General features: G+C 48.5%; 12 protein-coding genes. 6 read left to right on the top strand and 6 right to left on the bottom strand.

Annotated features, from left to right (window positions below; genetic code table 11):
- Positions 1-27: 27 nt before the first annotated feature.
- Complete coding sequence (locus tag NSQ57_RS19320) at positions 28-1,440, top strand: alanine racemase (protein ID WP_029518336.1); 1,413 nt, start codon at positions 28-30, stop codon at positions 1,438-1,440.
- 214 nt (positions 1,441-1,654) lie between these two features.
- Here the strand turns inward: NSQ57_RS19320 and NSQ57_RS19315 are convergent, their stop codons facing one another.
- Genes NSQ57_RS19315 through efeO form a run of 3 tightly spaced genes read right to left on the bottom strand, consistent with a single transcriptional unit; the run spans position 1,655 to position 5,756 of the window.
- Complete coding sequence (locus NSQ57_RS19315) at positions 1,655-3,484, bottom strand: FTR1 family protein (protein WP_342425177.1); 1,830 nt, start codon at positions 3,482-3,484, stop codon at positions 1,655-1,657.
- A 24-nt stretch (positions 3,485-3,508) separates the two neighbouring features.
- Positions 3,509-4,873: an iron uptake transporter deferrochelatase/peroxidase subunit gene (gene efeB, locus NSQ57_RS19310; protein ID WP_342425176.1), complete on the bottom strand. Its 1,365-nt coding sequence runs from the start codon at positions 4,871-4,873 to the stop codon at positions 3,509-3,511.
- 4 nt (positions 4,874-4,877) lie between these two features.
- Entirely contained in the window at positions 4,878-5,756 is an 879-nt protein-coding gene (gene efeO, locus NSQ57_RS19305) for an iron uptake system protein EfeO (protein ID WP_341039933.1), read from the bottom strand.
- A gap of 298 nt (positions 5,757-6,054) precedes the next feature.
- Between efeO and NSQ57_RS19300 the strand changes: the two genes are divergently transcribed.
- The 5 genes from NSQ57_RS19300 (at position 6,055) to NSQ57_RS19280 (ending at position 8,634) form a co-directional block, all read left to right on the top strand.
- Positions 6,055-6,288, top strand: coding sequence for a LuxR C-terminal-related transcriptional regulator (locus NSQ57_RS19300; RefSeq protein ID WP_028541512.1), 234 nt, complete (start codon positions 6,055-6,057; stop codon positions 6,286-6,288).
- Between the two features lie 429 nt (positions 6,289-6,717).
- Positions 6,718-7,200 carry a hypothetical protein gene (locus tag NSQ57_RS19295; RefSeq protein WP_069011022.1) on the top strand — a complete coding sequence of 161 codons (483 nt, stop codon included), beginning with the start codon at positions 6,718-6,720 and terminating at the stop codon, positions 7,198-7,200.
- A 141-nt stretch (positions 7,201-7,341) separates the two neighbouring features.
- Positions 7,342-7,833 (top strand): hypothetical protein, encoded by a 492-nt coding sequence (locus tag NSQ57_RS19290; RefSeq protein ID WP_013311697.1) that lies wholly within the window; start codon positions 7,342-7,344, stop codon positions 7,831-7,833.
- Positions 7,834-7,919: 86 nt separating this feature from the next.
- Complete coding sequence (locus NSQ57_RS19285; protein ID WP_029518340.1) at positions 7,920-8,183, top strand: hypothetical protein; 264 nt, start codon at positions 7,920-7,922, stop codon at positions 8,181-8,183.
- A 64-nt stretch (positions 8,184-8,247) separates the two neighbouring features.
- Positions 8,248-8,634 (top strand): hypothetical protein, encoded by a 387-nt coding sequence (locus NSQ57_RS19280; RefSeq protein WP_176715708.1) that lies wholly within the window; start codon positions 8,248-8,250, stop codon positions 8,632-8,634.
- Between the two features lie 73 nt (positions 8,635-8,707).
- On the opposite strand, the gene NSQ57_RS19275 is transcribed toward NSQ57_RS19280, so the two are convergent.
- The 3 genes from NSQ57_RS19275 to NSQ57_RS19265 form a co-directional block, all read right to left on the bottom strand.
- Positions 8,708-10,063: a dipeptidase gene (locus tag NSQ57_RS19275; protein ID WP_322160240.1), complete on the bottom strand. Its 1,356-nt coding sequence runs from the start codon at positions 10,061-10,063 to the stop codon at positions 8,708-8,710.
- A 190-nt stretch (positions 10,064-10,253) separates the two neighbouring features.
- Entirely contained in the window at positions 10,254-10,430 is a 177-nt protein-coding gene (locus tag NSQ57_RS19270; protein ID WP_341071205.1) for a YjfB family protein, read from the bottom strand.
- Positions 10,431-10,486: 56 nt separating this feature from the next.
- On the bottom strand, positions 10,487-12,457 hold the full coding sequence (locus NSQ57_RS19265) for a methyl-accepting chemotaxis protein (protein WP_342425175.1): 1,971 nt from the start codon (positions 12,455-12,457) through the stop codon (positions 10,487-10,489).
- Positions 12,458-12,490 lie beyond the last annotated feature (33 nt).

The following is a 12,490-nucleotide window of genomic DNA, read 5'->3' as shown; positions in this document are numbered from 1 at the left end:
GGCAAAGAGAGGAGGGGAATTCAGTAGATGGATAAAAAGGACGAAGCCTTACTGGAACGATTCGGCGAGCATCCGACGCCATTTTACTATTATGACGGGGACGCGCTGCATGCTCATGTCAGCTCGTTGCTGTCCCGATTGCACCCGGCTGTGCGTGTACATTACGCGCTCAAGGCTAATGGTAACGTAGCCTTGGCTGGGTTGCTGCGCTCGTTAGGTTGTGGTGTTGAGATTGCTTCGGCCGGAGAAATGTTCGTCGCTATGGAGGCTGGGTATGCTGCGGAAGACGTGCTGTACGCCGGACCGGGAAAAACAGTAGCCGAGCTGAACGAGGCGATAGCCTATGGAATCGGCTGTATTCATGTCGAATCGGTGAGGGAGCTGCGTCTGCTGGAGGACATTGCGGCCCAAGCGGGCCAGCTTGTCAGGGCAGCGGTTCGCATCAATCCTGATAACGATCTGTCTGGAGCAACGATTAAGATGGGCGGCGTTCCGCGCCCCTTTGGAGTAGATGAAGGACAGCTGGATCACTTTTTTAAGGTACTGGAAGATTGCCCACACGTCCATTTTCAAGGTATTCAGGTATATACAGGTACGCAAATGTTGAAATCGGATCAGATTTTAGCTTCATTTGCGAATACGCTGCAGTTGGCAGAACGGGTACAGGCTCAGTATGGTGTGGCAATGCATACGATCAATTTGGGCGGCGGGTTTGGCGTACCTTATTTTGCTCATGAGGAGCCGCTCGATATGGATCACGTCATTGACGGACTGAACGCACTCGCGGAGCAGACCCGAACCCGCATGCCCGGGGTTAAACTAATCATCGAAAGCGGCAGGTATCTGGTTGCTCAATCGGGCATGTATGTCTGCCGAGCATTGTATACAAAGGAATCCAAGGGAGAGAAGTTTGTCGTGGCTGATGGTGGCATGAATCACTACGCCGCAGCTACTTTTCGAGGACGCCGCATTAGGGACAACTACCCGGTACGAATTATGCGCAGGCAAGTGGGAGAATCGAAAGAACCCAAAGAACGAGAGTTGGAAGCAACCCTACAGATGGGGCAGAGAGACGTTTCTGCTCAAACGGCTGTTGCTGTCGAACAATCATTAGAAGAGATTGCAAGCCGAACAGGAGGGCCTTTGGAAGAAGCATCCATGGAGCTGGAGACGGTAAGCATTGTCGGTCCACTTTGTACACCCGAGGATTGTATTGTGAAAAAAGCGCAGCTTCCTCCGATTCACGAGGGCGATTATATTGCTTTTCCGAATGCAGGAGCCTATGGATTAAGCTATAGTCCACTACAATTTCTGGGACATGCTACCCCGGCGGAGCTGCTCGATTTTCGTGGGGAGGTACATGTCATTCGTGAACACGGTGACCGCACGGACCTGCTGCGTCATCAGCGCATGATTCCGTTGCCTGAGGATGTGATATAAGTGGGCATTTTGCATAAATCCCAAGAGCGTTTTTAAATCAGCAATATATAGATCGAAACGCTTTAGTTCGTCTATATATTGTACTTACGAGCGTTGGGAATCGAATGATGCAAAATGCTGAAGTATATAAAAAAAACGCCAAACTCATGGGAACCGATACAAATCGGACCTGTGATTTGGCGTTTTTTTACATGATGAGTAGGGTAGTATCGACTTAATGTTGCTTGGAGCTGCGCATTTCCTGACGCACAAGCTGCCATACCATAAAGATCAGTACAGCGATTTGTGGGACAAATGTTTCCCAAGTTGGATACATTCCCAGCCAGCTAATGGACGGAAGCGAGGAGGCAGTGTGCCCCGAAAGCTTGCCAGCCACCTGAAGCGAATGAATACTTTCGCCCAGAAATCGGAATACGAGATAGTAAATCAGTGCAGTGGCAGTCAGGAAAAAGGCGCGAATCGGCAACCGTACACTAAATTTAATGATCGCAAACGCCAGAATGACCAGAATAAACATCGCCGAGCTAATGCCGATCAGCAATTGCGAGGTTTCGATGGCTGGAGCCATACCGACATAAAAGATAGCTGTCTCGGCTCCTTCACGCAGAATTGCGAGCGCAGAAACCGCAAATAGCGACCACAGGCTTCCCCGTGCCAATGCGTTGCCCACGCTGTTTTCCACAAAGCGGTTCCATGCGGCAGCATTGGATTTGCTATGTAGCCAGCTACCAACGGTCAGCATCAGCACGACTGCTACCAGTCCGGTGACACCTTCCAGCAGCTCACGCATGCTGCCCGATGCGGCTGCTGCCACCAGTGTGGTGAACAGCACTGCCAGAATTCCGCTCAGCACCAGCCCCGTTCCAGCTCCTGCCCATATCCACCGTCCAGCCACGGCTTCGCCACTTTTTTTGGCATACGCCAGCAGAGCTGCGAGCACGAGGATGGCCTCCAGACCCTCACGCAGCAAAATCAGTGCGGCATCCCACGCAGTGTAAGAACGTTCTTCCGTCAACGGACGGAGCCTGTCCAGCATCTGATCAAGAGTCTGTATGGCTTTGTCTCTATTCGGTGGAGAAGACAGCAGATATCCGGAAGCCTCGGTCATTTCATTTTCAATCGCAGTGTAAGACGTCGGATCGGCAATTTGTACATGTCCTTCGACAGAAGGCCACAGAGCGATAAACTGCACTACCTTGTCAGCCGCTTGCTCTGATTGATTAGCTACAGCATCTTGGCGTGCGGATTTGAGCAAGGTGACTGCATCGCCCAAGGAAGCTGTCGAACCATTCGTCGTTCCGGTAGCCGTATTGCCTGTATTCGTTCCTTGACCTGTGTTCACAGATTTGCCCTGACTATAATCAGACAACAGAGTCGTTAATTCCTGCATTTCCCTGAGAGCCTGTTCTTGGCGAATGGGCTCAGCTTGCATGGAGATGCGAATGAGACTGATTTTAGTTTCGAGCGAACTGTATACCGGAAAATTGTCCAAACGAATCGGTGTTTCTACCTGATACCAGGCTTTGACGATTCGGTCGTAATCCACCCGGGCGGCAGCCCAATCGCCTTTTTGCATGGCGGCCAGACTGCCCTTCGCCATGGGAAGCAGTTTTTCCGCTGCTTTGGCTCCAGCCGGGGCTGGTTTGTCCCCTTCGGCAGCAGTGACGTACTCATTGACCGAGCGCGCTAGCACGGATAAGGCAGCTTTCGCTGATTCCCCGCCGCCACTGGCGAGTGTCTGCTCCGCATCGGTGAGTGCTTGATCTACAGTCGCGATGTGAGCTGAATCTCCACCATTTGTCTTGGCGGCCTCCCACAGCGTGCGGAATTCTTTCAGATCCTTGGAGGCTTCCGTCCATTGGGCTTGTCCCGCTTCCACCAGCGCTCCGCCCACTACAGGCATCAGCTGATCATTGGTGACAGCTTTGGCATCTGTTTGTGCAAAAGCGACCGACCCGAAGCTGGATAGGAACGGAGCTACGGTCAGCAGCAGAGCAGCCACCAACCCCAACACCCATCCCAAGCTTTTATTACGCCGATTCATATAAATCCCCTTCCTTGCCTGCTGCTAAAATAACGTATCCCCGATGTAGCCGCCTTGCGATACACCTGGGAAGCAGGCGAACACCGCACTGCCTTTGTGTACAATGTATTCGTTCAGCTTGTCATTGCGTGCAAGCTTCTCCTGAATATGAACGAACTGCTTGAATAGATCACGCTGATAGCTGATGAACAGCAGCCCGGCATCCAGCTGTCCAGTTTGCTTGTCCAATCCGCTTGAATACGAATAAGACCTCCGCAAAATGTTAATGCTCCCGTCCCCATGAGCCAAAGCCACATGAGAGGTAGGAGGCGTAACTGGCTTGCCTTCCGGATTTTTGGCCGCCAGATCAAGCTTGTCGAACTCCTTGACCTTACCGAGTGGGGCCCCGCTGCTGCGATGACGTCCAAAAGTATCCTCCTGGTCGCCCAATGTTGAGCGATCCCACACCTCTACCCGCATGCGTACGCGGCGTACAGCCATATAGCTGCCGTCGCCCATCCATGCTGGTCCGTCACTGGTCTGTGTCCACACCAGCCGATTCATCTCGTCTGCCTTGGAGGTGTCCGGGTTCCCCGTACCGTCCTTGAAGCCCAGCAAATTGCGTGGTGTGCTTCCCGCAGGATCAGCTTGTGCAGTCCGCTGAAAGCCTTCCTGCGTCCAGCGAAGCACCGCCGTTCCTCTGGCGATACGCGCCAAATTACGCAGGGCATGGAAAGCGACCTGCAAGTCATTGGCACATACCTGCACTCCGATATCGCCACCGCACCATTGCTCCTCTAGGGCATCCCCTTGAAAATGGGGCAGCTCACGGAACCCGGCAGGTTTAAGCCCTGCCAGGCCATATCGTCCATCAAAAAAGGATGGGCCCACACCAAAGGTGATCGTCGTGCGGGACGGCGACAATCCTGCCGCCTCGCCCGTATCGGACGGAGGGAGGTTGAGGTTTTCATTATCGTTGCCAAGGAGCACGCCAGAAGTCATTGTAGTGCTTGCTTCCGTCCAGGCTTTGAAGAGGCTACGCACCTGTTCCTTGTCGCTGGTTGTTAGATCGAAAGCGGCGAAGCAGATGAAATCCTGTGCCGGAGTCACAATACCTGCCTGATGCTTCCCGTAAAAAGAGATTACATCTTTGGTATCCGCATCCGTCATCATGCTTTCGAGACGTTGACCGGCTGACAGCACGGCTCCCACGCCCCCGCCGCCAAGCAGGAGACCTAGTCCACCTACCCCGGCCAGCTTCAATAGGTCTCGGCGTGATACGGATTTGCTTTTTCCTGACGGATCATCTTTCACTAGCGTCGCATCCTTTTTTACCAGATCGCCCTGTTCATTATGGGATTCCGCATACTGCGGCTTTTCTTGCCCTTTTTGCCGCTTAAAGCCTTTCATATCATTACACTCCTAACAATTTCCCCATTTGGGACAACGGTTCTGCCAAGGCATCGAGGTTTTGGCTCAGCTTTTTAACTTCTTCCGGTTTCAGTTTTGTATACGATACATAGCCTTCTCCGTCCTTGAAAGGAGCCAACTCCTGCTGTAAGGTCGTAAAGCGCTCACCGATTTGTTTTTCCAACGCGGCATCTTTTTGGTTCAGATCTGTTTTCAAAATGTCATATATCTTTTGCGCGCCCTCTACATTGGCTGCAAAGTCGTACAAATCCGTATGGGAGTATCGTTCCTCTTCACCCGTCACCTTCGAGGTAGAAACTTCATTCAACAACTCGACTGCACCCGTTACCATCAGGCTGGCGTCAATATTAACTGTTTCTACTTTGGCGCGCAGCAGCTTGGCATCACTCAGTAGTCGGTCGGAGAACTCGTCCATTCCTTTGGTTGTGTTTTCTTCCCATAATGTTTTTTCAATCCGGTGAAAGCCGCGCCAATCCGCTGCATCCACATCACCGTCACGTGCATCAATATTTGGGTCAAGATCACCCAGCGCTTCTGCAATTGGTTCAATCCGTTCATAGTACATGCGTGCAGGAGCATACAGCGCCTTGGCTTTATCCAGCTCGCCAGCTTTGACCGCGTTCGTGAATTCTTCTGTCTTCTTCACAAACGTATCGCATTGCTCGATGGCATAGGTGCGGTAAGCTGCTACCGCTTGATCAAAATTGGGAGCAGAAGCGGCAGGAGTCGTTGTCTGTGTTGTGGCTCCTGCATCTTTGGTCGTTGCAGCAGGCTGCTGAGTAGCAGTTCCGGTTTGTCCGCAACCTGCGAACAGAATAGAAGAGACCAGCACTCCGGCCGGTACGGCATAACGTAGTTTCATAATCAATGAACACCCTTTCTGGCCAAACTGGCCTTGAACCATAGTCTGTTGCGATATCTATATCAAATTATCATTTTGATAATGATTATCAGTCGCGGTTTTTCTTATCATAAGGCTGGCCCATATGCCTGTCAATACATAAATTAGACGCAGAGTCCAACCCTCCATCGAAGGGAGTTAGTAGGGTGCCTATGCCCATTTTTATCCGCATATTGAACCATACCTAAGCGCATGACATAAAATGTGTTGACTGTATCCCTTAACCTTGTTACACCACACAAAACCCGAGCAAGGAGGGGTGAAATTGACGAAGGGTAACGACCATAAAAACAAGTTTTTGTTAACTCACCGTGAACGTGAAGTATTTGAACTGCTCGTGCAGGACAAAACAACACGTGACATCGCCGGACAGCTATTTATTAGCGAAAAAACGGTCCGAAACCATATTTCCAATGTAATGCAGAAACTGAACGTAAAAGGTCGTTCACAGGCGGTCGTGGAATTAATCAGGCTTGGCGAATTAAAAATCTGACCTCTCGTTCCTTGCGGGGTACAAAGTCTTCTCGATGATCCTTCGACAATGAAGGGTGGTCGGGAAGGCTTTTGTTTTGTGGTATATAAAAAAGTAAAACGATTAAACCGCTGAAATATGTGGGAAATTGCGTGTAAATGATGTACTATATATAGAAGGAAGAAACTACCATTGGAGATCATGGTAAACTAGCAGAAGTGATCAAATCAGAAGAATTACCACAAAGTTATACAAGGCTAGAAATGCATTCGGTGATAGTCTAAGAATATAAATCCCTACAAAAACAGTATTCAGCATGACGACAGGATGGAAGATGGATTGAAGAAGAATCACAAGGCAGAAAAAGCTCGTTGCTTCAGGTAGCAGGAAGTAGCTTTTGCCTAGAGCTACCTGTGGTATATTCTTGATCGGAGGTGAATGTTAAGACATATGACACCCAACCAACACTTGATGACTTATACGCTGAACAGCGGTATAAAGGGAACTGTCGACCTAACCAGTAAGCAGGTGCAGGAATGGATCAAAGCATATCGAATTGGCAGCAAGTTTGTAACGGTTGTGGGAAAACAGTATTTTGGTTTAAACCCTGAGTTGGTAGCAGATTTCAAGGTACATAATGAATACTCGGAGCAGAGAGAACACATATTCATAATACAGCCTGTAATGGAACACAAAGCTGTAGAGCTGGACCCACTGGTAGAGGCGTACAGCCAGTATAAAACATTAATTCAGGTAGAATGTAAATGTGGTGCTTCCTATATAGAGGAGTCACCGCATAAAAGAACCAAGTGGTCATGCAAGGAGTGTAATAACATTGTGTTCCTGGATCGTAAAAAGGGCATGGTGGATACGGATAAAGGCAAGGCGTGGTACATGACCAACAAATACTATGTGGAAAGACAAAGCAACTGACAGATTGTCAGTTGCTTTCTAACCATATACTCACAATTGTTGTGTGCCTACCCAAATGATATAAGTCTTTTGGCAAATAATAAAATTGATGTTTTTTGCGCTTTGTAGTACATTATCAAGTGTATTATAAGGAGGCTTCTCATGTACGGACATAGACAAGATGATACTTTATACATCATGACTTACACATTAAATAGTGGTATCAAGGGCACAGTGCCTTTGTCTAATCAACAGATACAGGAATGGCTTGAGTGTTACAGAATCGGTAAGAAATTTGTAACCGAGATTGGCAAAGAGTACTTTGGACTGCATGCGGAACTGGTGGCTGATTTTAAAGTGCATAATCAGTATTCAAGCTATCAGGAGGTTATTATCCCCATTCAACAACCGGATACTGGCCTAAAAGAGTTGTCCCAGGCTTACAAATCAACAGAAACTTTAATTAAAGTAGATTGCAAATGTGGTACATCGTATGTTACAGAATCTCCCTTTAAGCGGACCAAGTGGTACTGCACCAAATGCCGGGAGATTGTTTTTCTCGACAACAAAAAGGGAATGGTGGATACTTCCAGAGGCAAGGCCCATTATATGACCAATAAGTATTTTGTGGAACGGGAAACAACTGGCGTATAAGCCGGTTGTTTTTTTGTTCGCAAGGTTTGTGTACGTCCTGACTTTTCAAAGCCATTGCGCTATAGTGAAAAAGGGGGCTTATGGAAATGTGGAGTATTTTGCTGAATCACGTTTTGTTGATAGGATTCCTGGCTGTTTTGATTCAACGGATCTATAAGCATCGCTTTCATCAGCAAAATGGTAGCAATTTTCTGCTATGCTTGTGGGGGATCTTGCTTAATCGGTACAATAGCTTGTTTGAACTGACCACGTTATATACGGTGTATACCGTTTTTTTTGCTGTAGGTGCATTGTGGTTTGGAGGTTGCTGGCTTGTGCAGCTATTGGAAAAGGGGAAAGATAAAGCTTGATATAAATGATAGTCAGGTGGTGAACGTCATCCGGGAAGATCATACGAATGGTGCAAGAAACCGCATGAGCACGAACAATGTGTACATACACGAAACGCTTCATTTGGAACAAATCATAAGTGACCTGCGGGTGATGGGCTATGTGGCTTTTCATCATCATCCGCAAATCACAGGTGACCTTGAAGAGCTGGAGGCGTTAAAAAAGCAACTATTGTCGTTTTTCCAACAGCATCATGTATTGTGGATTGAGCTTGACCCGCTAACACAATATGTGGTGGTGAATAACATGGGGAAGGCCACGGTGCTGAAACTCATGGGTCGGAAAATGAACCCGCTACGGGATCTGAGAGCAAACGCTGCTTTGGCTGGACAGCCGCTGCATGAGTTCGATCGGGAGATAGAACGGCTCAATCGGCTGGCTCATCTGTTGCGCTATACCCGTTTTTCTTAAGCGACAGAACTAACGAAAAAAAAGCATTCACGAAGCAAGGATGGTGCCATGCTGTGAATGCTTTTTAGTTTACTTACACCGATTTCAAAAACTCCACAATCGTCAGCAGACCCTTGTCAAAATTGTCCAAGTTGAAATGCTCGTTGGGCGCGTGCAGGTTCTCATCTGGCAAGCCGAAACCCATCAGCACGACTGGGGCAGTCAGCACACGGGAGAAAGTCTCCACGATTGGGATGGAGCCTCCATCCTTGGTAAAGAGGGCACGCACACCGTATACCTTCTCAAAAGCATCGGCCGCCGCTTGCAGAAACGCGTGTGACGGGTCGATGTTAAAGGCGTTCGCTTTTTCGCCCTGTTGAATATCCAGGGTAGCTCCTGCCTGAACATGGGCGCGCAAATGGCGCTCGATTTTGTCCAGAATATCTTGCGGATTCTGGTTAGCCACCAAGCGGCACGTAATTTTAGCGTGAGCTTCTTTCGGAATGACCGTTTTCGTACCTTCCCCTTGGAAGCCGCCGTATACGCCGTTCAGTTCCAGTGTCGGACGAGCCCCCACACGCTCAACGAAGCTGAATCCTTCTTCACCATAGAGGGAATCAAGTGCAAGATCTTGTTGCAGCTTGCTCTCATTGAAGCCTTGCTTCACGAATTCTTCTCTCATCTCTGCCGATAATGGAGCAACATCGTCGTAGAATCCTTCGACGCTTACGCCGCCTTTGTCGTCATGCAGGGTTGCCAGCAAGGACACCAGAGCATGCAGGGCATTCGGCACGCCGCCACCGAAAGAACCGGAATGTAGATCTGTGTTCGCCGTGTGAATGGCAACTTCCAGTGAACATAGACCACGCAAACCTGTGCAAATGGCAGGCTTTCCTTTTTCGATCAAGGAAGTGTCGGACACCAGTACAGCATCGGCAGCCAGACGTTCAGCTCCAGTTTGCAAAAACTCAAGCAAGTTCGGACTGGACACTTCTTCCTCGCCTTCAATGCAAAATTTAATGTTTAACGGCAATTTGCCTTCCTGCTTCAAAATGGCCTCAACTGCCTTAATGTGCAAGAAAACCTGTCCTTTATCATCTGTCGCTCCGCGCGCATACAATTTTCCATCACGGATGGATGGCTCAAACGGTGGCGTTTCCCACAGGTGAAGCGGGTCTACGGGTTGTACATCATAGTGTCCATACACGAGAATCGTTGGTTTACCAGGTGCGTGCAAATGATCGGCATATACCAGCGGGTGCCCTTTGGTTGGAATGATTTCCACGTTTTCCAGACCGGCAGCAGTCAGTTTGGCAGCCAGCCAATCAGCTGCTTGGTTAATGTCCTTTTTGTGCTCCGATAATGCTGAGATACTCGGAATGGACAACCACTCCTGTAACTCGCCTAGTTGTTGCTCTCTGGCTTTTTCAAAATATTCAGAATAACTCATAAACTATGTATCCTCCTTTTTCAATGTAAATCGTGTGAATGTTGCGCTATCCTCCGAACCGAGGTTGTGGACGATATGTCTAGTTTACTACGTTTTGTGCTGAACGAAAAATAGGGAGATAAAAAAACGATTCTACCCGGGTCTGTCCAGACCTGAGCAGAATCGCCCCTAACCAAGCATATGGATGTACTTATGCGCGAATGTCCAGTTGACCCCCGAGATGAGGCTGTACGCTTTTTTCCATCATCTGCACTAAAGCCTGTCCTTGTTCACTGGCCTGATCCTTAGCCATACTTAATACCTTCACACTTGCGGCTTGAGCCAAGCTGGTCTGACTCATACCTGTTGATAATGCTGCGATATCCATGTTCCAACCCTCCTTCATTGTGAAGACTCTTTCTCTGTATTTATCGGTTGGAACGGTTATTTTGTTTCATCTAATTGGAATTGTGTCAGTAAATCTTGAAGCTGCTCTGCCAGACGGGTCAAGTCTGCGGCAGACGAACCGATCTCTTCCATGGAGGCGAGCTGTTCCTCTGCGGCTGCGGACACGGTCTCCGTATGGGAGGCCGCTTCTTCAGCAATGCGTGTAATTTCCTCCATGCTACTAACGACTGTACTCGTTCCATCTGCGACGCCAGCGGTAGAAGCCGCGACGTTATCGAGCTGCTTCGCTGATTTGGCTACCGCTCTACGGATGCGAGAGAAGGAGCGACCGGATAGGTCTATGGAATTGATACCTTCGCTTACACGTTCCTTGGCGGATTCCATGGCAATCAGGGCTTCAGATACACCGCTCTGTATCCCTTGAATCTGTTCACGAATTTGTTGTGCGGAATAAGCTGAGTTTTCAGCCAGCTTGCGGACCTCTGTGGCCACGACAGCAAAACCTTTACCATGCTCCCCTGCACGTGCCGCTTCAATAGAAGCGTTCAATGCGAGCAGATTAGTCTGGCTGGCGATTTCCGTAATGACAGTAACAATCGTTCCAATTCGTCCAGATCGATCATTCAAAGCACCGATAATGGTGTCCAGTTCTTCCACGGTAGTGCGAATGCCATCAATGGAAACGACGCTGTTGCCGATATGCTCACTGCCTGCATCCGACGCCTGAATGGCCTGTGCGGAGTAAGTAGTCATTTCAGCCATAGTTTCGGTCATAGCGGTGATGTCTGTTGCCATGCCGCTAATCCGTGTCTGATTAGCTTTAGCACTGCCCACTTGGCGTTCGCTGCCAGCAGCCACATCTTGAATGGCTATGGTCACATGCTCGATAGCCCGGGTCGTTTGTTCTGCACCTGCTGCAAGCTCTTGCGAGGATGCCGACAAATTGCCTGTCATCGCTTGAATTTCTCTAATCATGTTACGCAGGTTATCTACCATTTGTTGGAAATATCTCGATAATTCACCAATTTCATCTGTACTGGTCGTAGCCACGTTAATCGAAAGATTACCTTGGCTGATGGCATCCATAGAATTACGTAATCTTTGGATAGGCTTAAGTATACTGCTGATTAACCACATTGCGAGTACACCAATGATGATGGCTGCAATCACCAACACGATGATCGTTGTGATAAGAATCGGTTGGGCGGAGGCACTGGTTTCTGCTTTGTCCATCGTTCCGGCAATTTTCCAGCCCGTCAGCGCATTAGTTTTGAAAATCAGGTGTTTATCTACGCCATTAAGATCGTAACTAAAGCTGCCTTCTTTGGAGGCAAACAATTCGGGTATCGTATCCCCCATTTTGGTACTTCCACTGACTTCTGTCGGGTGGGTAACGATACGTTTGGTACCATCTAATATCATAATATAGCCATTTTGTCCGATTTTTAAATTTGTGATTTCTTTTAAATTATTCAGGTTCAGCGAAAGACCGAGAACGCCACTGTTGTCGGGAAGTGTACGTGAAATATATACGACGGGGACCTTAGCCGTATTGAGTCCAACAGGGCTGATTACGGTTTGTCCGGGTTTCTCCATGGCCTGTTTGTACCACGGACGTTCACGAGGGTCGTTTGTGGAGCCTACAGCTTTGCCAATAATGAGTTTTCCTTCGGGAGTTCCTACAAACATATCAACAGCTTCGGCATGCATTTTCAAATAAACTTGTAATCTTTTTAGAATGGCATCATCTGCTTCAGCACTGTTATCACTAGCCGTCATCGTTGTAGAGTAATATTCGAGATCCGCGATTTTGGCTTGAATCGTTTGAGTAACTGCACGATCGGATGCAGTAACGCTAGTTGTCGCACTATCAAGTAATTGGCGGTCCGTCTGGTTATATGCTGCTTGATAAGAAAAAGAACTTACAATAATACTAGGAACAAGCATGACCAGAAGGAATGCTGCGGTCAATTTCTTGCGTAGTGTTAATGTTTTCAGTCGTTTCATCTAACCCCTGCTTTCTATCTATATATTCATTTC

Origin of the sequence: Paenibacillus sp. FSL L8-0502 (genome assembly GCF_038593055.1) — a bacterium.
Classification (GTDB): domain Bacteria; phylum Bacillota; class Bacilli; order Paenibacillales; family Paenibacillaceae; genus Paenibacillus; species Paenibacillus polymyxa_D.
This window is presented reverse-complemented; position numbering and strand designations above follow the sequence as displayed.